Source organism: Nostoc sp., from assembly GCF_036919495.1.
Classification (GTDB): Bacteria; Cyanobacteriota; Cyanobacteriia; order Cyanobacteriales; family Nostocaceae; genus Nostoc.
Window position 1 is genome coordinate 42,473 of the sequence record NZ_JBALBZ010000109.1, and the last position, 22,353, is coordinate 64,825.

The 22,353-nt window shown below is 40.9% G+C and carries 16 protein-coding genes; 11 read left to right on the plus strand and 5 right to left on the minus strand.

The window, feature by feature from the left end; genetic code table 11:
* Window positions 1–95: 95 nt before the first annotated feature.
* Entirely contained in the window at window positions 96–1,649 is a 1,554-nt protein-coding gene (locus V7K25_RS15420; RefSeq protein WP_335159319.1) for an ATP-dependent DNA helicase, read from the minus strand.
* A 146-nt stretch (window positions 1,650–1,795) separates the two neighbouring features.
* Between V7K25_RS15420 and V7K25_RS15425 the strand changes: the two genes are divergently transcribed.
* Window positions 1,796–2,758 carry a M48 family metallopeptidase gene (locus V7K25_RS15425; RefSeq protein WP_335159321.1) on the plus strand — a complete coding sequence of 321 codons (963 nt, stop codon included), beginning with the start codon at window positions 1,796–1,798 and terminating at the stop codon, window positions 2,756–2,758.
* Window positions 2,759–3,219: 461 nt separating this feature from the next.
* On the plus strand, window positions 3,220–3,645 hold the full coding sequence (locus V7K25_RS15430) for a hypothetical protein (protein WP_335159322.1): 426 nt from the start codon (window positions 3,220–3,222) through the stop codon (window positions 3,643–3,645).
* A 250-nt stretch (window positions 3,646–3,895) separates the two neighbouring features.
* On the opposite strand, the gene V7K25_RS15435 is transcribed toward V7K25_RS15430, so the two are convergent.
* Window positions 3,896–4,453, minus strand: a complete 558-nt coding sequence (locus tag V7K25_RS15435) for a Uma2 family endonuclease (protein WP_335159324.1) — start codon at window positions 4,451–4,453, stop codon at window positions 3,896–3,898.
* 102 nt (window positions 4,454–4,555) lie between these two features.
* Here V7K25_RS15435 and lysS point away from each other — a divergent pair, with 102 nt between their 5' ends.
* Window positions 4,556–6,241, plus strand: a complete 1,686-nt coding sequence (lysS, locus tag V7K25_RS15440; RefSeq protein WP_335159326.1) for a lysine--tRNA ligase — start codon at window positions 4,556–4,558, stop codon at window positions 6,239–6,241.
* A gap of 368 nt (window positions 6,242–6,609) precedes the next feature.
* Here the strand turns inward: lysS and V7K25_RS15445 are convergent, their stop codons facing one another.
* Window positions 6,610–7,206, minus strand: a complete 597-nt coding sequence (locus V7K25_RS15445; RefSeq protein WP_335159328.1) for a glyoxalase-like domain protein — start codon at window positions 7,204–7,206, stop codon at window positions 6,610–6,612.
* Window positions 7,207–7,402: 196 nt separating this feature from the next.
* Between V7K25_RS15445 and V7K25_RS15450 the strand changes: the two genes are divergently transcribed.
* Window positions 7,403–8,032, plus strand: a complete 630-nt coding sequence (locus V7K25_RS15450; protein WP_335159330.1) for a sigma-70 family RNA polymerase sigma factor — start codon at window positions 7,403–7,405, stop codon at window positions 8,030–8,032.
* A gap of 97 nt (window positions 8,033–8,129) precedes the next feature.
* The gene (locus V7K25_RS15455) at window positions 8,130–9,209 is read left to right on the plus strand and encodes a tetratricopeptide repeat protein (protein ID WP_335159332.1); all 1,080 of its coding nucleotides are present in this window, start codon (window positions 8,130–8,132) and stop codon (window positions 9,207–9,209) included.
* A 132-nt stretch (window positions 9,210–9,341) separates the two neighbouring features.
* On the opposite strand, the gene V7K25_RS15460 is transcribed toward V7K25_RS15455, so the two are convergent.
* On the minus strand, window positions 9,342–10,073 hold the full coding sequence (locus tag V7K25_RS15460; RefSeq protein WP_335159334.1) for a hypothetical protein: 732 nt from the start codon (window positions 10,071–10,073) through the stop codon (window positions 9,342–9,344).
* Window positions 10,074–10,324: 251 nt separating this feature from the next.
* Entirely contained in the window at window positions 10,325–11,794 is a 1,470-nt protein-coding gene (locus V7K25_RS15465) for a sensor histidine kinase (RefSeq protein ID WP_335159336.1), read from the minus strand.
* Window positions 11,795–12,287: 493 nt separating this feature from the next.
* On the opposite strand from V7K25_RS15465, the gene V7K25_RS15470 reads away from it, so the two are divergent.
* From V7K25_RS15470 to ppk1, 6 genes are all read left to right on the plus strand, one after another.
* Window positions 12,288–14,990: an ELWxxDGT repeat protein gene (locus V7K25_RS15470; RefSeq protein WP_335159338.1), complete on the plus strand. Its 2,703-nt coding sequence runs from the start codon at window positions 12,288–12,290 to the stop codon at window positions 14,988–14,990.
* A gap of 190 nt (window positions 14,991–15,180) precedes the next feature.
* Window positions 15,181–15,786, plus strand: a complete 606-nt coding sequence (locus V7K25_RS15475; RefSeq protein WP_335159340.1) for a hypothetical protein — start codon at window positions 15,181–15,183, stop codon at window positions 15,784–15,786.
* A gap of 341 nt (window positions 15,787–16,127) precedes the next feature.
* The gene (locus tag V7K25_RS15480; protein ID WP_335159342.1) at window positions 16,128–16,640 is read left to right on the plus strand and encodes a hypothetical protein; all 513 of its coding nucleotides are present in this window, start codon (window positions 16,128–16,130) and stop codon (window positions 16,638–16,640) included.
* 22 nt (window positions 16,641–16,662) lie between these two features.
* Window positions 16,663–17,601, plus strand: a complete 939-nt coding sequence (locus V7K25_RS15485; RefSeq protein ID WP_335159344.1) for a fimbrial biogenesis chaperone — start codon at window positions 16,663–16,665, stop codon at window positions 17,599–17,601.
* 114 nt (window positions 17,602–17,715) lie between these two features.
* Entirely contained in the window at window positions 17,716–20,532 is a 2,817-nt protein-coding gene (locus V7K25_RS15490; protein ID WP_335159346.1) for a carboxypeptidase regulatory-like domain-containing protein, read from the plus strand.
* A 111-nt stretch (window positions 20,533–20,643) separates the two neighbouring features.
* A partial coding sequence (ppk1, locus tag V7K25_RS15495; RefSeq protein WP_335159348.1) for a polyphosphate kinase 1 occupies window positions 20,644–22,353 on the plus strand: 1,710 nt, incomplete at its 3' end.

Below are 22,353 nucleotides of genomic sequence, written 5' to 3' on the forward strand. Positions count from 1 at the left end.
AGAGAGGCAATAAACTGATAATAGTGCTTGCTTTTAGACGATCGCGCTTTGGTTGACAAAATGTAAATAGGGCATTGGGCATTGGTAACTGAACTTTAAGCGGAATTTTCTTCATTGGTATTAGAAAATAGACTGGGGTCGAGATAGTTAATGCGGGCTAGAGGGCTTAAGGCTGCGAGAATTTGAGCGCCGTAACTGCGATTAACTACACGACTATCAAGTAAAGCAACAATACCTTGACTTTCTCGGACTGGAGCGATCGCTCTTTGTAATTCATTTAAAGCTGCTGGCAACAAATATAAACGAAACCAATCTTGATGCGATCGCTTATAACGAGCTACCCGACCAGCTACTAGCGGATTTTCTAAAGATGGTAAAGGTAAAGTAGCAATAATTAACAGATGGGGTGCTGGCAAAACTCGTTGATGTTCTCGCCAAAATTCCCAACCGCTAATCAAAATACCATTTTCATCTAAACAAGTTTTTTCTACTTGCACCCGTGAACCAAATTCTGAAGCCAGAATTGTCGCCACTTGAGCCTTGAGTGGTACATCCCCCACCAAGACAACCGTTAATCCTGGTGCTGTAGCACTTAGACAAACCAGTGTGCGGACTTTGTGAATAAATGCCGCTTGAAATTCTGGCGTGTTAGGTAAGGGCAATTTATAGGGTACATACAGTTGAATTGCTTCTGCTTGATCCGCAGAGAACTTCAGACAAGTTAAATCGTCCAAACCAAGGCGCTGTCGGAAAAGAGGAGCTTCAGTTTCCGGTTCGATAGCGCTGCCAATTAAAACTACTGGTTGTCGCTGCCATAAGGGTGAGAGGATTTCCCCTAACTCCATTGGGGCGTAGTGTAAAGAAAATAAACCTTGTCGATGGGCAATAGTCCCCCAGAAAAGGGCAGGGGCAGCAGGGGAGGAAAGATTTTCATTAAGGGTTTGAAATTGCTGCCAGAAATTTTTCCAATTATCTGGGAGGTTGGCTTGATCTAAAGCTAAATACAGACGACTTAAAATTTCTATTTCTGGCTGGGAAATTAGGTAGCACTGATATGGATTGACAGGATGCTGAAAAAGTTGGTGTGTAAGTTGTATCCTTGCTTCACGAATTATTTCAGCTTGATTTGGGCAAGCCAGTATGAGTTGCTCCCAATCATGGGGCTGAATATCTTGGGTAAGTTGATCGCGCACCCAATCTTCTAGATCGTCTACTCCATCAATAATTGTGGGGATGCCTTGGGGAAAGCAGGAGCCACCAGCAAATTGTCCTTTTAACCAAGCTTCTGGGGAGGTCAACAGTAGCCCTTGGAACTCAGCACTAGGCCAAGCATCACCTGTCCTAATCGGTTTGTTGGCTGGTAGCCACTGCTGTAAACGAGGAATTTCCACCCGCAGCAGAAGTTGTTGCACCGCTTCTTGAGCAACAATAATTACAGGGCCATGCCACATCAGGGCTGATGCTACGAAACTAGTACGATATCGCCCTTGATAGCCACAAACCGCTCCTACTTGAATTAGGGCACTACGTCCCAGGCGCAAGGCGCGTGCTACCAACCGTGCCATCGTCAAATGATGGGGCCAGGAAGGGTACCCCGCTTGCGATCGCAAAAAGTTATGTAGTGAAAAATGAACTTCTGCCTCAATCACACGCTTTTAATTCCATACAAAGTGATTTTTACTTCCAATTGCCCCATTTCTATTATGTTGTCCTTTGTCATTTGTCATTTGTCCTTTGCAATTGATCCAAAACTAATGACCAATGACCAATGACTAATCACCCAATACCCTGAATTATGCCAACTTACACAGGAATTTCCAGCGAAGCCTTCAGGCATCCACTAGACCGCCAAGCCGAGCAAGCTTTACGAAATTTACCAGGATTTGATTTAATTGCTCGTAAATTTGTGGAATTTATCTACGAACGCCCTCAGTTAGTCTATCTAATGGGTAACACCATCCAAGTCGGGCCGCGTCAATATTCCACTATTTACCAGATGTTTCGGGAATGCGTCCGAGATTTGGACATTTACCCAGAACCGACACTGTTTGTCTCGCAAAATCCCCAAGCAAATAGCTATGCACTGGGGCAAGAGAATCCTTACATAGTCATAAATACAGGGATACTAGACTTACTAGACGAAGCCGAGATTCGAGCGGTGCTAGCCCATGAACTGGGGCATATTAAATGTGGTCATACTATTTTAATTCAAATGGCGATGTGGGCGATGAGTGCCGCTTCCGCCTTGGGAGAATTGACCTTCGGCATTGGTAATATTGTCACACAAGGCTTGATTTACGCCTTTTTTGAGTGGCGGCGTAAAGCTGAGTTATCGTCAGATCGCGCCGCCTTACTAGTCATGGATGACTTAAATCCGGTGATGTCAACGATGATGAAACTCTCTGGCGGTAGTAACAAATATGCCAATGAATGTAGTTTACAAGAGTTTATCAAGCAGTCAGAAAATTATCAGGCACTGGATGAAGATGGACTAAATCAGGTGTATAAATTTTTGATCTACAATGGCGCTCAGGGTACCATGTTGACCCATCCTTTCCCAGTTGAACGCCTGCATTACTTACGGGCGTGGGCAGTATCCGAAGAATACCAGCAAATTCGCCGAGGAAATTATCAGCGATCGCCTGCTTCAGGATCGGTAAATGTTACAGCAGAATCTTCCGCCAATGAAACAGAAACTTTACGCCGTCAAATTGAAGAATTACAACGGGAAATCGACAGAATGAAAAGGTCTGAGTAGTTTTGAGTGCTAAATGAAGTTATATGTAGTGCATTAGATTTGCCTAATGCACTATATAATATATCTCTTTTAACACATACTTTGTCTTAGGGATTTCCAGAAATTAAATTTAGAAATTACACGTTGACATATTATTGATATTATGCAATCAAGCCAAATTTTTGTGATAGGTGTTCTAAAATAAAATCACGAACTACTTGCAGGACTTACGCATTGACAGATTAACAGAAATGAGCAATCAAGTGATGATTTTGTAAAAACTTGAATTTGAGTCTGGATTTTAGCAAAAATAATTCAATTAAGTTTGCCATTCTAGTTTTTTTGAATTCCGTTAAAGGGGATAATATTTTCTAGGTGAACTACCATCCTCTTGGGGGTGGATAAATTCAAGATTCAAAATTAAGGCTTGAAAATTGCTTAACTATATCTCAGCATTAAATTAGATGTAGGCATTTCTGAATATGGCAATTCACTTGACAAAACGGCTTTCTGTGTTCGCTGCTATTCTAGCTCTTGTGCTTTCCATGCCGGGAATTGCCTTAGCTGCACCCGTTCAACTCTATACTACTTCTAGTGTTATTTCCGCCCAAACTACTAAAACTGCAACCTACTCCACCTCGTCAAAGATTAACCTGACTCCCCTACAACGCCAAGAACTCCAGGCTGTGCGTCAGCGAAGAAACAGGGAAATTGAGACAGTCTTAAGCACATCGCAACGTGCCCAACTTAATCACAATCTCCGGGCTGGTAATAATATCAATCAGGCTCTACAAAAGCTTAATTTGCAACCAGAACAGCAAGATTTTATAAAGGCGATCGTGCAATTTACTAACTTGAAAATGAAAGCAATTTCATCTAGGCATTCGCTAACAGTAGATCATAAATAAAGGTTTGACTTGTACATTGGATTATTGAATCGTTGTCATAGAAGATATAAATAATATTTTCTATGACAGTCTTTTGGATAAAATGCGATCGAGCGATCGCACTTTTTATTTAAAAAATTTCATACTCAAATTCAGTTACCTAATACGATTTCTCTGTGAGGCTGCGCCAAATTTTCTTTCTTTGCGTTTTTCTTTCTTATACTTCATTCCTAATATGGTTTAGCGCATCTTCATACAGAATTGGTATAACTTATGGAAACAGTTGACTAATCTGAACTTCAATTTCTGGAAATGCAATCAAAGATAAAGTTGCATCCTCCGGCAAAATAAATTTCAGATTGTAGCCTTGCAAAAGTGGTTCGCGGAAAACAAAAGCCTGACGCTGATTCACATCCAAAATCCAGTAATCAGCAATTCCTGCACTAGCATATAAAGGTGCTTTCTGTTTGCGATCCGTGTCTAGCGTTGTATCTGCTACCTCAATCAATAAAAAGATTTCATTGGGTGCAGGATGATGATCAATGTACTTTCGCGCATCAATGCGGACAACGGCAATATCTGGTTCAGGTTCCGAGTATTGGTTTAACTGAATGGGATCTTGCACCCGAACTAAGGCAACTTCTGCTAGCGAACGCTTGAGATAATCAGATGCACACAGCGTTGTTGCTGCATGGGGGGGATTTTTGGCACTCATGGGGATAACTTGCCCATTAATCAGTTCTACCCGTTCATCGGCCGTGATAATACCCGTCTCAAGCATCCGGTGATATTCATCTACATTCCACAAGCGCACTTTAGTTTGTGTCATTGTATTTGGTTTGGCGATATTATCATCTGCAAAGTGCAAATATCTCTTACTCTCAACTTTTGAAGCATCTATAATTAATCTTGCCCTATTTAGTTCGTTACCATGTCGGAAGAAGATATCCGAGCCGCAAGGCTGGAGAAAGTAGAACAACTCAAGCAGCTAGGGACTAATCCCTACGCCTATCGTTGGGAATCTACCCATCATGCAGCGCAGTTGCAAGAACAGTTTGCCGATTTAGCCAGTGGTGAAGAAGTTGATTTAGAAGTTGCGATCGCTGGACGCATTATGGCGCGTCGCGTTTTTGGTAAACTGGCTTTCTTCACCTTGCAAGATGAAACTGGCACAATTCAGCTTTATTTGGATAAAAATCGCATTCAAGAAAGCATGGCAGATATTGATGCTGATGCCTTCAATCACTTAAAACAACTCACAGATGCAGGCGATATCCTGGGAGTTAAAGGTACTATTAAACGGACTGAAAAGGGCGAGTTATCTGTCTACGTTAAACAATATACTATCCTGACTAAATCCCTGTTGCCGCTACCCGACAAGTGGCATGGATTAACGGATGTTGCCAAGCGCTACCGTCAGCGCTACGTTGACTTGATTGTTAACCCGGAAGTCCGGCAAACTTTCCGCCGTCGCGCCCAAATTACTGCTGGGATTCGTCGCTATTTAGAAGAACGAGATTTTCTGGAAATTGAAACACCAGTTTTGCAAAGTGAGACTGGGGGTGCAGATGCGCGTCCATTTATCACCTACCACAACACTTTAGAAATGGAATTGTATCTGCGAATTGCCACAGAACTCCATCTCAAACGGTTGATTGTGGGTGGTTTTGAAAAGGTGTTTGAATTGGGGCGGGTTTTCCGCAATGAGGGAATTTCAACTCGACACAATCCCGAATTTACGACGATTGAAATTTACCAAGCCTACGCCGACTACAATGATATGATGGCGCTGACTGAAGGGATTATTACCACTGTCGCCCAAGATGTACTCGGCACATTGCAAATTACCTACCAAGGGGAACCTATAGAGTTAACACCACCTTGGCGGCGAGTGACAATGCACGATTTAGTTAAAGAATTTACTGGCTTAGATTTCAATTCTTTTCAAACATTGGAAGAAGCAAAAACAGCAAGTAAAAATGCTAGTATTCCTGGTGTAGATGAAGCGAAATCAATTGGTAAGTTACTAAATTTAGCTTTTGAAGAGAAAGTAGAAGCTAATTTAATTCAACCTACCTTTGTAATTGATTACCCAGTAGAAATTTCGCCTCTAGCAAAACCTCACCGTTCTCAACCTGGTTTGGTGGAAAGATTTGAGTTATTTATCGTCGGGCGAGAAACTGGGAACAGCTTCTCAGAACTTACCGATCCCATCGATCAAAGAGAACGCCTAGAAGCCCAAGCTGAAAGAAAAGCTGCTGGCGACTTAGAAGCCCAAGGTGTAGATGAAGACTTTTTGACAGCCCTTGAATACGGTATGCCGCCTACGGGTGGTTTAGGAATTGGGATTGATCGGTTGGTAATGTTATTAACTGATTGTGCCAGTATTCGGGATGCGATCGCCTTCCCGCTACTTAAGCCTGAAGGCAGCGTTATTAAGCAATTTACCTATGAACCAAAAACTCAAACACTGACTATTGAATTTGATAGTGGAAGTGTTTACGAGTATTTCAAAGTACCTCCAAGTGTCAAGGAAGACTTAGACAATGCACCGTCTAAAGGTCAATACTTTAACAAGTTCATTAAAGGTAAATTTAAGTTTGAACAGTTGAGCTAGTAAGTACTATTCACTATTCAACAGTTGGGTGCGTTAGGCGAAGCCATAGCGCACCATTTTTATTACCTATTACATGTCTTAGGTGCAGATTTGTTGGTAGCCGTATTAATAAATCTCGCGCTGCGTTTCTATTGCGCCTCGGAATGAATTCCCAGTCTGATAGCCCAAGTTCACTTAAGTGGACTTTCGCTATCAGCCCTGAACTTCAGTTGTAGGGGATGTCGGTGAGTGTGACAGTTTCACTCTGACAAAATGTGGTTAGAGGATTTTTCGACTTGTGTGTACACTTTAGCCTGCTTCACCTGCTATATAAAAATATTGGGTGGTGCGTAGCTCCACCCAACCTAAAATAATCTAAAATATAACGACTAATTCGCTACTTCAGCCACCTCAATAACCCGCCCTTCATAGTCCTTGACCAAAAAATTCAGGGGCTTCTGGTTGCGAATCTTGAATTTCAAACCGCGCACTTCGACTCGCATTAAAATCATTTCCAGGCAGTCGTGATCAAAACAAACGTGGCGTTGCTGATTTTTGATACCTAAACTCGCCCCAGTAATCACATGTAGCTGGGTGTTTTTCTTCAATTGATACCACAGCCCATCGTTGGCATTATTCATCATTTTGCTAGACAAGCTCGGCCCAGTAGACATATATAGTGGATCAATGCCAGTTGCGCCGATAGTTTGTTCGTAGTTGTAGTAATAGTGCAATGGCACCTCAGCTGCTGGCAAATCTAGCAGCCCTTCATACAACTGTCGGGCAATCTCCAAATCCGACACCATTACAGTGTGTACTTTTGGGGCACTGGTGAGGAACATCCACATTGCCCCAGCGTAAGCTGCTAGCAGCATCACCATAATGCCTTGAGTAGAGAAGAGGCTATCTAAGGGCAGGGAAGGCAGAAAGGAGCCTAAGGTAAGGGGACTGAGGAGGAACGATATCACACTAACTGCTATAACCATGAACAAATAAGGATTCTATAAGGGAGTCGATTTTATGATTGTCGATTAAGACTAAAATTAAGTCTTTGTTTCTAGTTTATCAATATTCAAGTAGTCTGAGTTGGGGCTACAAATTGGGCAACACCAAGATATTATGCGATTAATTACGGGAGTGCAATTCCCAAAACTATTTTAACAACTATCCATCGAAAGGCTTATGCAAATTCCCCATTTTCCAGAAGCTAATCATCCCCTGGTGAAGTCGCTGTTCCATCATAGTGACCATGAACTACTGACTCTGTTTCAGCAAAATCCAGATGCCGGAAAGTACTTCACGGTGATTTTTTGTCGCTATAGTCCCATAGTGTATACCTTAATTCGGCATTCGGCGCGATCGCCTGTGCAGGCAGATTATCTGTTTGCCCTCACTTGGCGACATATCTACTACGAACTCGGTGGACTAAATTTAACCGACTCCGAATCAGGTAAGGAAGCCCTAACCATGCAAAATTGGTTAATTAATATGACAGCTTTCTGTATTAACGAGATTAAAGTACCACCCACAGAAGCAATTCATTATTCTCTGCAAGCGACTTCGCCGCCATTATGGTGCTATGTACAACAGGCATTAGACCAACTACCACCTGTTTTGCGATTAATCGTGTTAATGGCTCAAACTTTCCACTGGAGCGAAACTAGAATCGCCGCCTATCTACAAGCCGAAGGAGAAGCGATCGCTCCAAGCGAAGTAGCCGATTTTCTCCAAGAAGGCTATCTTATGCTAGAGGACAAATTACCCACAGATATCCGCTCTATATACTTTGGGGAAGATTTAGCGCAATCATAGCTTAAGTATAAATACGTATATTATTTGTCTTCAAATTAAAACTTAAAACTTCTTCTTAGACCTTCTACTTAAACCTACAACTTTAGGGATAATTTTTATGAAACAACGGCTTGTATTTCCCAGGCAAAAGGTAAGCTTAATTTGTGTAGGTGCGATTTCTCGTCCCCAAATACTTTTACAGAGCTTTTTACTATTTACTTTTTTGCTGAGTCCCATAGCTGCAAGTGCAGCTGATATTACTCAACAACTCCACCGCCCTTTAAATAGTTCTGTTGGGCGACAATCAAGAGATGAAGCCGATAGCTTGCTGACTATCGGTGAAAAACAATATGCTTCAGGATATGCCGATAAAACAATTACGTCTTGCTTGCGGGCGCTGGAGCTATATCACGCAATTGGCGACCTGAAAGCACAAGGTTTAACTTACAATTTGCTTGCTAAGGCTTATGTGCAGCTTGGTAGTTTAAAAGAAGCGGAAGATGCGTTAAGAAGAGGATTAGCGATCGCTCGTGATACTAAAGACTTCCAATCTCAGGTTTTTGTGCTAAATAATATTGGTACATTTTTTCTGCAACAAGGAGAATTTGCTGCTGCCAGCAATTCTGTTGAAGATGCACTTGCAATTGCTCACGGTGTCAAAAACATTGAAGGCGAAGGACTATCTTTAAGTAATTTGGGTTTGGTAACTGCCAGGTTAGGAGATTATAACAAGGCAATTAAATTGTATGAAAATGCTTTAATTTTCCGCCGTCAGACTGGCGATGCTATTGGTGAAGCAAATACCTTAAATAATTTAGGAGATGCTTATTTAGCATCTAGAAATTATCAAGATACCATTGGCAGTTATGGGGCAGCAATGCGGATAGCTCAAACTAACCGCGATCGCACTAATGAATTACGGGCAATTGACGGTTTAGTTACTGCTCACACTGCTGTCGGACGTTACGAACGGGCTTTTGATTTACTAGAGCAACGTTTAGCACTCGCTAAAGAATTGCAAGATTTGCGAGAAGAATTAAAATCTTTTGAGTCTTACGCTCAGTTATACAAGCAACAAGGTAATTACCTAACTGCTCGCAATTTTTACGAAAGGGCGATTATACTGGCGCGGACATTAGAAGACAGCAAGCAAGAAGTGCAATTGCTGAATCAGCTAACTAAAATGCTTCAGAGGTGAGTAGAAGTTTTGAGTTAGGAGTTATAAGTTAGTAGTAATTCTTTTGTAGGCTGGATTATGGCTTTAGCCTAACGCACTACCATATAACTAATAACTAACTCCTCACTCTTCACTCCTAACTCAAAACTATTTCTAATTCAAAAACACTGAACCGTTTCGTTCGATTCTCATAGCACTTCTACCCTGTGCTGCATTCGTGGCTTCCTTAAATCTAACTTCCAAGGTTCCTGTCTCTGAAGAAGCCTGTGGAGTTACTATCAACTGTCCGCCATCTTCTCGTTCAAATGTCACTGTTATTGGTGCCCTTAGACCTTGCAGTGTTACATTGTATTTACCTTGTAGCGATCGCGGTGCTGTATCGCCAATGACTTGGTAGGTTACATTAGCCCCAGTGTCATTTATTAACCTGACATTAACAGTACCATTTGCCAGTGCGATCGTAGTGCTGGGGGTTTGCCGTGGTTGTAGTAGTTGTTGATCGGTGGAAACCGCCCCGGTTGAAGGCTGTTGACTTTGATCGTTTGGTGCTGGCTGTGATGGTGTGACTCCTGATTGTGGAGCTTCACCACCTACACCCAATCTTGTTTGCTCTTGTGATGGCGTAGCAGGGACGGGAAGAAGCCCTTGAGCAGCTAGTCTTTGTGTTATCGCATTGGGAGGACATCCCTGTGGTACAACAACCTGACTATTATGTGGTTCTTCGTAGAAAATTCTAGGACAAGGGTTAACCTTGGGAGTAGATTGTTGTGTTACTGATTGTTGTGCTAGTGCTTGAGGAATTGCTGGCAGAGTGATTAGTAATCCACCGCATATAGCACCAAATAACTCAGCAGACTTGCGAAATTTTTGAAACTTCATATTCATTCTTAACTCCTGATAGAATTCAATTTGTCTTTCTTTAAAAGAAAAGTTTCCAAACAACAAATTTAATTAGCAGTTAATATATGCACTTTGAATGTAGAACAGCTTACTAATTAATCAGCTAAAGTATCAATAATATAAATATGATGTTAGTAAGCAATTCAAATGCTGAATATTGCAACTGTTACTATATAAATTAGTAAATAAATTCACTTATCTGCATCTATCACAGGAAACAAAAATTTCTTACCGAATTAAGACTCAAGATTTATTGGTAACGTGACAGTGAATGTAGTGCCAATGCCTTGAATGCTTTCAACTTGAATATGACCCTGGTGATGTTCGACAATAGCTTGAGCGATCGCTAATCCCAATCCTGAACCAGTAGCACCATCTGTAGCTGTATTCCCAGTTGTATGAGTCCGTGCCGGATCTACCCGATAAAACCGGTCAAACAAGTGTGGTAGTGCTTCTGCTGGAATTCCAACACCAGTATCACTCACTTTAACTTGCAACTGGGCGCTGGTATAACGTAGTCCAGAAACGCGATTTATTCCTTCTATCCGCGCCAATTCCACTTTCACCCGTCCACCTGCTGGAGTGTAATGCAAGGCGTTAGCAATCAAATTTGTGAACAGCCGCACCAGTTGATCCCAATTGCTCACAAGGGTAAACCAATTTTCCAATAATTCGGGACTAGTTTCGGAGGCGGGAGGATCAACTAAGTCTAGAGAAAGAGCGATTTTTTTCTCCGGGACTAACAATTGTTGTTCTTCAACCACTTCCATCAGCAATGCATCTAGCGGACAAGGTGAAAAAATATCTTTGCTAATACCACTATCTTGTCGTGCTAGAAAGAGTAAGTCATTAACTAACTTACCCAAACGCTGCGTCAACCGTTCCACCACCTTTAACTGTTGCCGATACTGCAAAGAATTAGTCGTTTCTGTCTCTGCTAAATCCAAGTCAGCAAGGGCGACTTGCACATTTGTTTGAATCAAAGTAATAGGACTTCTAAGTTCATGAGAAGCATCAGCAGTAAATTGTTTGAGACGTTGGTAAGACTCCCCTACAGGTTCCATCGCCTTACCCGAAAGAAACCAACCACTTGCGCCCACAGAAAGCACCATTAACCCAATACCTAGCGCCAAATCAAAAATTAGCTGGCGACTGGGTTTAGTAACTTCAAACCAAGGATGGCTAACACGCAGATATCCTAATACTTGCCGCCCCACTTCCACCCGTTGTGTCACTTGCCGCAATAACAGTGGTGAAGGTAGAGGCGCGATTAATCGCGTCTTTAATTTTGAATTGTCACTCTCGCCCTTAACTACGCGCACAGTTTCACCAGTACGATTAGCACGAAGGGGAATATTTAGGGGTTCAGATAGCGTTGACCAAAGTAATTCACCACTCGGACTAAACCATTCTAGGTCGATGTGGTCATCTTCTACGGTGTCTGCATTATCACGAAAACTGGCTTCTACATTAATGCGAAATTTATCTGCATCAGTATTAATTGGCTCAAATATCAGTGTAGACGCACAACGGCTGGTTGTTAGACAGCGCTCCACTATTTCCACTACATGGTTAAGGGTATCATCAATGCGCTCAATCAGTGTACTGCGGACGTATAAATAAACGCCACTGGCAAACAGTAGTAGTAATACAGCAGTAACAGTAGTATACCAAAGGGCGAGACGGCGACGAGTAGCTTGAAACATATTGCAAAGCCGCGAAAAATGCTTTGGTAAGCGAGTTAGCAAAGAAAAAACAGATATGGTATTATCAATTATTTTCCTTGAAAATACTCTTAATTTGGATCTAATTGGGAAAATTTTTATACTAAAATTCTCTAAATAAATAATTTAATATTTTAAAGATTAGCTTCAATAAATTAAGTACTTTTACGCAGGCATCATCTTTTACCTAAGAGTTAAATTCTATTTGCAGTGAAGTTTGAAGGATAGATATAAAATAACATTAAAAATTTCATAGTAACAGCTAATACATAACTCTTTTGTAGATGAATCTATAAAATTGTTACAAAATTTCTAAGTTTTTAGAAAAAAATAAGCAACTTGGTATTTGCAAGAACTTCCTTATCTGGTACTTAAAATTGGTGGTCGATTAACAGTAATAAACTTATTTCGCATTGCTATGAGTAATTTGTAGCCAGTATATATGCTTGAGCTTTACAGAAAATAATAAATAACTATGGCAACTTATACCGGATTCCCCGATCCAGGAAATACCACAGCTACGGCTTTAGATACAACATCTTCATCTTATATTGGTGGTTCTCTCATCAGTACCGCCAGCATATTTCAAAATTCTCTTAGTAGCTCTGACACCTTCGATACTTATAAATTTACGATTAGCAGTTCCAGTATTGTTAGTTTGGGCTTGGATGGCTTGAGCAGTAATGCCGATTTAAAATTGCTCAATAGTTCTGGCACTTCTATTTATAACTCTGCTAAGTCAGGTACTACCCCAGAATCAATACGTGCTAACTTAGCTGGTGGCACTTACTATGCCCAAGTTTACTCAAATAGTTTCGGTGGGAGTAATACAAACTACAATCTCAGTCTCTCATCTGAAACCATCTTAGAAAGTTACCGCTCTGATAATACATTTACAACCCCATTCGATATCGGTATAATCAGCAGTTATAACACTACTGATTTTGTAGGTACTACTGGTGCAGTTGTAGATGATAATGACTATTACAAATTTCAATTAAATAACAACGGGAATCTCAGCATTAACCTAAATAACTTAGGGGATAATGCCGATGTATACTTACTTAGCTCCTCTGGGACAATCATTGGCAGTTCTCTTCAATCTGGCACTGCTTCAGAGTCTATCAACACCAATGTTAGCCAGGGAACAACATACTACATTCGTGTAACTCAGGCAACATCAGGTTTTACTAACTATAATTTGCAGATTTCGCTGGTTTCAGATCCAGTAGATAATGCGGGTAACACTTTAGCAACAGCTCGCAATATTAATCCATTAACTACTAACAGCTACTCAGATTTTGTTAATTCATCTGACAATAAAGATTATTACCGCTTTGATTTGACTTCTGCTGCTTTAATTAACTTCAGCTTAACACCGGCAACAGGAAATGCAGATTTACAACTAGTAGATAATAACGGTAATAATATTCAAAGTTCCAATCAATCAGGAACTGCTATAGACACCATCCGGCGCAGCTTGAATGCAGGTACTTATTACGCTCTTGTTACTCCTGCTACAGGGGTAGCAACAAACTACACTCTTAATACTTCTGCTCAAGCCATAGCAGCAGATCAAGCTCCCAATTCCTTATCTACAGCGAAAGATATTGGTACTTTAAATAGTTCCCAAACTTTCAACGATTTTGTGGGTAATATTGACACTATTGATTACTACACTTTCAAGTCTAATACCAATAGTGGATTCAATCTCACCCTTAGTGGATTGATTGACAATGCAGATGTACAACTGTTAGATAGCAACGCTAGTGTAATTCAAACATCTGCTCAATCAGGGAATACGAATGAAACTATAAACGCCAATTTAGGGGTTGGGACTTATTATGTTCGCGTTTACGTCTCTGGTTCTGCCAACACTTACTACACCTTAAATTTGTCTGGATCTGCTCAAGCGAGGATGCTTGAGATCAACTCCGGTTCTGGTAGTTCCAACCCCAGCAATCTGACAGTAGCAAGTAATATTTTGTACTTTACTGCCAACGATGGTAGCACTGACTCTCAAGTGTGGAAGAGTGATGGTACTGTAGCTAATACTACTCGCCTGACTAATATTAATTCTGGCAATTTTAACCCAGCTAATCTGACTGTCTTCAATAACAAGCTTTACTTCAGCGCTAATGATGGAATCAAGGGTAGAGAACTTTGGGTATATGATGGCACTCAAGCCCAAATAGTTAGTGATATTAATCCTAATTCTGGCAGTTCCAACCCTAACAATCTGACTGTTGTTGGCAACAAACTCTTCTTTACTGCTGATAATGGCACGAATGGTCAGGAATTATGGGAATATGACGGGACAACATCTGCCCTCGTTAAAGATATCTACCCTGGTATCAACAGTTCCAATCCATCGAATCTAACCAATGTCAATGGTCAGTTGTTCTTCACAGCCAATAACCCCACTTATGGTACTGAGCTTTGGTCAAGTGATGGTACTCAAAACGGAACACAAGTTATTGACATCAGGACGGGAACATTTAGCTCATCGCCGAATAGCCTCACTTCTATAGGCAGTACTCTCTACTTCACTGCCAATAATGGTACGAGCGGATTTGAAGTCTGGAAGTATCAAGCTGGAGCGGCTAGTTTAGTTAAAGATGCCACACCTGGTAACAACAGCGTAGCACCAGAGTATTTGACTGCTGTTGGCAATACCTTATACTTTGTCAAATATAACGATAACTTTCAGCCAGAACTTTGGAAGAGTGATGCTGGAAACGGTACTGTAAGGGTTAAGAATGACACTACACAAGCACCAAATATTGGTGTTGGCCCTACCGATTTGACTGCCGTCGGCAATACCTTATACTTTGTAACTTATGACTCAGCAAGTGGTATCGAACTCTGGAAGACAGATGGTACTGATAACAACACAGTACTAGTTAAAGATATTTGGGCTGGTAACGATTCTAATAGCCAGCCTAATAATAGTGTTCCTACTAGTCTCGTCAATCTCAATAGCACCCTGTATTTTGCGGCTTCTGATGGTAGCAGCAGGGAAGTGTGGAGAAGCGACGGCACAGTTTCTGGTACGCGGAAATTCAGCAATATTTACACTACAGGAATTGCTAACCCTGCCAAGCTTACTGTCGTTGGTACGCGGTTGTTCTTCACTGCTACGAACGGGACAAACGGCACAGAATTGTGGGTGATTTAACAAGGAGGTGATTTGTAAGACAATAGCTATGATTAACGTATAATACGAGACCAGCAAAAGGTAAAAGTACTGGGATATTCTTTCTCGGATATCAAACTCAAATCACTTTGTTTCCTTAACGAGATATTGAGATTTGCTCAAGCTCAAATTAAATTCACACAGACACAATATTACGGAGAAATTTTTCATCATGAAGACCAGATTTTTAGTAGTTCTCACCGCTACCTGTGCCTTTTTTAGCGCCTTGAGTAGTATGATTGTTGCACCTGCAAATGCTCAAGTGGCTGCTACAAATAATGTAGCCGTTACTCTCACAGTTCCCGAAGTTCTCTACTTGCGGACTGTCAGCACAATTGATTTAGACCTTACACCTGCGGACTTATCTGCACAGACATTTACTGTAAATGGAACTGGATCTTACGGTAGCGATAAAAGTGGTACAGCAAATTCAACCATCAGTGGACTTAATACTGCCTCTCCATTCAATACCAACGGCACAGTTCTCGCAGTGACTAAGACAATACCTCAAGTGTTTGCAGTTTGGTCTAACAGCCCTCGAGGCCAGGGCATTACTGTCAACGTAGTACCTGGAACTTCCACTACCCTCACAGGTGCTAACGGTGCGACAGCAAGCCTGACCAATGGTACTGCTAATCCAAGCAATAATGCTGTCCCTGGCTTAGTCACTCCTTTCATTGGTGGCGTTAATTTATCTGTAGCCGTAGGTGGAAATGGCATTGCTCAAGCAGGCTCATATACTGGAGCAGATATTAATATCACGGCTACAGCTAACTAATTGGTATTGCTGTTTGAGGGATAACAGGTATCGGAATTGGCATTTTGATTACACTTTCATCCCTTTATTCAGCAACTTTAGTTAATCAGGGCTAAGGTTCTTAGATTAATCATATCAACAGATTTTTCATCTACCCTTAGCCTTACCTAATATTAGACAAGATTTACGCAGTTTTTATTCTAATTCTCTTGGATCGAGGCTGAACTCTGCGTCAGTAAATTTATTTGATGTCCTTTAAGGATGGTGGAGATAAATGCAAAATGCCAGATAAATGTAAACAGGGTGACAGCAATTTACTAACACGAAAGAAGTTATGGACTGAAATTATTAATTGTTTATTTGTGAGCATAACACTTTTAGTATTGCCACAGCCTCCTTCTTTAGGGCAGTCTTTCTTGAGAATTGCTGAACCTACAAATATTAATCAGTTATCTACTCCTCAAATACTAGTTATTCCTCCTTTATCAGCATCAGATATTGTACCCGTAGCTAAAAGTGAGTCTGTCGCCAATTCACAACAATTGCTGTCTTCTCCGGGTTTTAATACCTTCATAACCCGTGATTTTCCCAACTTTTGGCAAATGCGAGTGCCTACAGATCAAGTGGGTTTTCTCTATGCCACCTATGAAATGAAGGCGGAAAATGGACGCAACAATGCGGTAAGTAATCCCCAGAGTTCCAATTCGGCAGTTCAAGTAGTGCTAGAACCATTACCCATCATCGAAATTTCTCGCGATCAAAATAGCAACACAGCTTTAGTGCAAGGGGGATTCCAATTGAAAATGGATCTCTCAACTGCCCAGTCGGCGGGTTTATATGGTGGCAATGTGACGGTAACAGTTAATCGGCGTTAGTTTCGTGATCTGGAATATTAAAGTGAAAAACACAATCCCAACGTTGCAAAAATTCAGCAAAATAGCTTTAAGCTTACTAGGGGCTTTCGCTCTTGGCGTACCTTCTGCTTCAGCAATTAATATTGGTGTCAGTCCACCCCGATTGGAAGTCAAAATTAATAGTAATAAGACACGCACTGAAACTATTCGGGTTCTTAATCTTGCTTCTGAACCAGTGACACTGAAAGCCACTGTCAAGTCTTGGGTAATGAATGAAGATAATAAACCTCAAGACATTGCTTCCAATGAGCAATCTTTAGATCAGTGGATCGTTTTTACTCCGTCTCAATTTACAATTCCAGCCGGGGGCGCTCAAACCATACGCTTTGCTATTCGTCCTAAAGTTCAACCCCAACCAGGTGAACACCGTGCTGTACTTTATCTCCAAGAGGTTTCCCCAGTTTCCCCGATCAAATCATCTCAAGGAGTGAGGGTAAATGCACGGTTAGGGGTAGTAATTTATGGTTATGTGGGAGAGATTAAAAAAATTGGTATCCTAAATTCTATTACTGTTGATACCAAGCCGAATGCTCTTAAGGCTGTATTTGATATTACTAATAAAGGTAATGCTTATATACGTTTAAGTGGTCAATATGCGATTTGGCCTGCTGCTCAATATCCAGGCGCTGAAGCTACAAAACCCATAGCTAATACAGGTAAAACGGACGCAAAGTTACCGGATTCTGTATTAGATGTAGGCTCATTACCATCATCACCAGTATTACCTGATAGTACTCGTCAAATCAAGTTACCTATCACTAAAACTCTACCCCCTGGAAACTACGTATTGGATGTCAATGGTGAATTGAGTGGTGTACCAATTGATAAAGGTATTCCATTCACAGTTCCAGCAGCTAATAATAACCAGTCTGAAAATAAGCCATCTGCTAGGAATCTGAACAATTCTCTTCGCCGTAGATAGATTTTGCAGATTCCAAAGCCCAAATTCTCAAAGTAAATTAATTGTCACTTTTCTAGACATGAATTGGTAGCCGAAAACTTTTTTGGCTACTCATAGAAACTTTTGTGCTTACTTATGCTCTACCAAAATTTAACACCTCCCCCAACAGTTGCGATCGCACCTTCTAAAAATTTCTCTTCTGCAAAGTTACTAGATGCCAAGATTGGGAAGACAAACAAGATAATTGCCGGAGCGATCGCCCCACCAGAAACCCTCCCCTTCCCAGCTGAATTTTCTACATATAGGGCACCACAAAGCTCTGTCAATGACCAACTGGTTAAAAAGCTAATTACCCAAACCAAAAAAAATTCTGCTTCTGGTGAATCGCCCCCTCACTCAACAGATCCACCAGCAGAAAATAATTCTTTACCTAATAATCTTGCCGAAAATAAGATTTTAGCGGCACAAACTTTATTATTAGGAGTTATTATTAACAACCAAGAAGTTGGTACTTTAGATATTATCCAGCGTGGAAATACTTTATTAATTCCATTGCTAGATTTTGCTAACTTTGCTGGTTTTACTGCTGATATATCTAGTGAGAATACAAAACTTAAAACGCCTGCTGGTGAAGTTACACTAACAGCAAATGAGCTTCAGAAAATCAACGGCATTATTTATATTAGTAATGCAGTTTTACAATCTAAATTAGCCATAAATCTTGAGTTAAAAGCCTCAGATGCAGCTTTAATAGTTGATTTACCCTGGCGAAAAAATAATGGAGAATATAGCACTCAAGCAGCCGATCTCCAACCTGAAGCTTTACCTCCTAGCAGTGGTTTATCAAACTTAAGGCAAGAGTTAAATTTTACTAATACTTTTGGTAATTCAGGCTGGCATAGTTCCACTCTTTTTGGAGGACGTTTAGCTGGCGGTTCGTGGCGTATACGTCTTGAAAACGATTTTATTAACCAGCCGGAGATTGCTGAATACTTTTTCTTCAAACGCTCAAATCAATTTATCTATCAGATTGGTCGTCAACAAATCGGTTTACATCCTTTATTGTCACATCTTGACCTGACTGGATTCCAAGTTGGTCATACCAATCTCCCCTTAAATAGATTTAATACAGACTATGGTGCAACTGAACTTTTATCTAGACAGTCCCAGCCTGTACAAAGCTTTAACGGTCGAGTTGCTCCAGCAAGTTTTGTACAGTTAAGAGTTGGTGGAGTTGTGGTTGCTCAACAGCAAGTAGGACTAAGTGGAGAATACGAATTTTTAGATGTCAATTTACCTGCTGGTCAAACCAATGACATTGAACTGTTGGTTTTTAGCCGTAATAACCTAAATATACCTACAGAAATTCGTTCTTTAAGACTGAGAGCTTCTGATTTATTGTTACCATCTGGCGGAAGCACCCAATTAGCAGGTTTTGGTTTAACTGGTAACTATATTCAGAAAAGTTTATTTGATGATTTTGTTAACGCTGACTCAGGTAAGCTTGCTGGATTTTTTCAAGCGCGTCAGGGAATTTCCAATGACTTGACTTTGGAAGGTTCAGCGCAAGTACTCTCTGATAGAACACAAACACAAGCAGGTTTTATTTGGCGGTTAATAAATCCAGCAATTCTCGCTGCTAGTGTTGGCACTTCTAATGGTGAATTTGGCTATACAGCTAATCTAGATTTCCAGTTAGATCGCTTACAAATTTTCGGAAATTCTGAATTATATCCTGCTGGTTATTTATATAGTACTCAATTGCGCGATCGCTTTAACCATAGTATAGAAGCTCAATATAATTTTAGTAACACTTTTAATCTGGGAGTCATAGCTCGTAGAAGCCAATATGAGAAGACTTCGGCTACTTACATTTTGCCCACTTTTTCAGTTAGTCCGTTTTCTAACTTATCTTTAAGAGGCGCACCGGATTTTAACGGACGTTATTTATTCAATGCTTTTTATCGACCAACACAGAATAGCAGTCTGGCTTTTAGCGCTGTCAGTGATATCTATACAACAGACTTTAGCTATAATCTAAATAGAGAATATTTAGTATCATTGGGTACTGAATCTGGGGGTGACTTGCCTACTCGTTACACTATAACCCTCAATCGTAATGCTAGTAACTTTTCAGACTTAAGTTGGCGTATCGGACTAGGATATAGAGATGGAGATATTGGCCCAGTCATTGGTGCTAGTATGCGTGTGTTACCAGGTTTATTCGCTAGAGTCGAATATCAGGGTATCCCTTCTAGGATTAAAAACATTTTTGGTGGTATTGGAGACGATCGCCTTTTTATCTCACTAGTATCAGATTTATCTTTTGCAGGTGGGAGAATGACTCCTTCGGAGTATACCTCTATTGGTAAAGATAAGGGTGCGATCGCTGGACGAATTGTCATAGAAGGAGCAAAGAAAGGTTTTGATTTAAGTGAATCTACTATCCAACTGATCAATAAGCAAGGTCAAGCCGTCGCTGAAACTCTAACTGACTCTAAAGGTAATTTCTTCGTAGGTAATTTGCCAGAAGGTGTATATGTAGTTCAATTTGACCCACAAGGATTACCTGTGGAACTTTCTGTGAAGAAAAGTACGATAGTCGCTAAGGTGGAAAGCTCTGCTGTGACTAAGTTAGATTTCCCTGTCAGAGTAGAATATGGTTTAGCAGGAAGAATTACAGATGCCGCAGGTAAGCCAATACCAGGAATAGAGGTAGAAGTCATCAATGCTGAAGGTAAAAGAATTTCTTCATCTGAAAGTGACGAATTTGGTCTTTATCGTCTAGATGCAGTTCCCCTTGGTAAGTATACATTGCGAATCCCGCCTCAAGATGGCATCAGAAATAACAGTAACTTGCCCACACGAGAGATCACGATTGACAAAGATTTCCTCTACGACCAAAATCTACAATTGCCGTTTGCCACAATGAACCAAACTAAGGACAAATGAAGTTCATTTTCCTACTCTCGGAAAAGCTGCTGCGCCTCTATGCACCATTTAACTTACTATGTTTAGTATCCCCCAGTTAAATGGGCTATATCTGCCTGCTTTTAAGTCATTATGGCAAAATCTAAAAAAAGCGCCAATCCCATCAATTTAAACGATCCACAATATTATCTTAACCGAGAGTTAAGCTGGCTAGAATTTAATGCCAGGGTATTACATGAAGCCTGTGACGATCGCACGCCCCTTCTAGAACGCCTGAAGTTTTTGGGAATATTCAACTCTAATTTAGATGAGTTTTTCATGGTGCGGGTTGCTGGTTTAAAGCAACAAGTAGAGGCGAAAGTTAGCCTGTTGACTCCTGATGGTCGGACACCACAACAACAGTTAGACGATATTAGGTCTACCCTGATTCCTCTTGTAAAGAAAGAGCATCAGCATTTTGAGCAAGTACTTCGTCCCCTACTAACAAATCATGGCATCTATATCTTAGATTACATAGATTTGAATCAAAAACAGAAGACTCATCTCAACAGTTATTTTGAGGAACAAGTCTTTCCAGTTTTGACTCCTCTGGCTGTTGATCCTAGTCATCCCTTTCCTTTTATTTCTAATCTCAGTCTGAATCTGGCTGTTGTGGTAAAAAACCCAGACACCGAAGAAGAATTATTTGCCAGAGTTAAAGTCCCCAATCTGCTACCACGATTTTTAGCAATACCGCCGGAATTGGGAGATCAGCACAACGGCAAACCTGTAAACTGGACTGGTGTACCTTTAGAACAAGCGATCGCTCATAACTTGGAATCTCTATTTCCAGGGATGAATATTCAAGAATATCATCCGTTCCGCATTACTCGTGATGCCGATTTGGTCTTAGAAGAAGATGAAGCAGATGATTTATTGTTAGCGATTGAACAGGAATTGCGAAAACGGCGCTTGGGTGGAAGTCCTGTCCGGTTAGAACTTCAATCCCAGACTCCTGAAATAGTGCGATCGCGATTATTGCATGATTTGGAATTAACAGAAAGCGATCTCTATGAAGTAGATGGTCTTTTGGGACTGCGGGATTTAATGTATTTTATGTCCTTGCCATTGCCAGAACTCAAAGATCCACCACGCCAATCTGTTGTACCATTACGTTTGCAAAGACTCAGGGAACCAAGTTTAGATCCAGATACGTTGGAGACGGACGAAGGAAAAGACTTTTTTGCTGTAATTCGGGAAAAGGATTTGCTAGTACACCATCCCTATCAATCCTTTTCGGCTACAGTAGTGCGCTTTATTACCTATGCCGCCTACGATCCGGATGTATTAGCCATCAAGATGACCCTTTACCGGACTTCTGGCGACTCGCCCATAGTCAACGCCTTAATTGCCGCCGCCGAAAATGGCAAACAGATATCCGTACTGGTGGAATTAAAAGCGCGATTTGATGAGGAGAATAATATTTACTGGGCAAAACGACTAGAAAGAGTTGGAGTTCATGTTGTCTATGGTTTAGTGGGACTGAAAACCCACAGTAAAACCGTCATGGTGGTACGGCGGGAAAAAGACCGGATACGCCGATATGTGCATATTGGCACTGGTAACTATAACCCCAAAACGGCACGGCTGTATACAGATTTGGGATTATTTAGTTGTCGTGAAGAATTAGGTGCTGATATTACAGATTTATTTAATTTCTTGACCGGATACTCACTGCAAAAGTCTTATCGAGAGTTGCTGGTTGCGCCTGTGAATATGCGCGATCGCTTTTTGGCACTAATTCACCGCGAAATCGAAAATGTTCAAAATGGATTTTCTGGACGCATTGTTGCCAAAATGAAT

Bases quoted from the DNA above. Each gene is read 5' to 3' on its own strand.
- V7K25_RS15425 (WP_335159321.1), top strand. From the start codon at position 1,796: ATGCCAACTTACACAGGAATTTCCAGCGAAGCCTTCAGGCATCCACTA.
- V7K25_RS15430 (WP_335159322.1), top strand. From the start codon at position 3,220: ATGGCAATTCACTTGACAAAACGGCTTTCTGTGTTCGCTGCTATTCTA.
- V7K25_RS15435 (WP_335159324.1), bottom strand. From the start codon at position 4,453: ATGACACAAACTAAAGTGCGCTTGTGGAATGTAGATGAATATCACCGG.
- lysS (WP_335159326.1), top strand. From the start codon at position 4,556: ATGTCGGAAGAAGATATCCGAGCCGCAAGGCTGGAGAAAGTAGAACAA.
- V7K25_RS15445 (WP_335159328.1), bottom strand. From the start codon at position 7,206: ATGGTTATAGCAGTTAGTGTGATATCGTTCCTCCTCAGTCCCCTTACC.
- V7K25_RS15450 (WP_335159330.1), top strand. From the start codon at position 7,403: ATGCAAATTCCCCATTTTCCAGAAGCTAATCATCCCCTGGTGAAGTCG.
- V7K25_RS15455 (WP_335159332.1), top strand. From the start codon at position 8,130: ATGAAACAACGGCTTGTATTTCCCAGGCAAAAGGTAAGCTTAATTTGT.
- V7K25_RS15460 (WP_335159334.1), bottom strand. From the start codon at position 10,073: ATGAATATGAAGTTTCAAAAATTTCGCAAGTCTGCTGAGTTATTTGGT.
- V7K25_RS15465 (WP_335159336.1), bottom strand. From the start codon at position 11,794: ATGTTTCAAGCTACTCGTCGCCGTCTCGCCCTTTGGTATACTACTGTT.
- V7K25_RS15470 (WP_335159338.1), top strand. From the start codon at position 12,288: ATGGCAACTTATACCGGATTCCCCGATCCAGGAAATACCACAGCTACG.
- V7K25_RS15475 (WP_335159340.1), top strand. From the start codon at position 15,181: ATGAAGACCAGATTTTTAGTAGTTCTCACCGCTACCTGTGCCTTTTTT.
- V7K25_RS15490 (WP_335159346.1), top strand. From the start codon at position 17,716: ATGCTCTACCAAAATTTAACACCTCCCCCAACAGTTGCGATCGCACCT.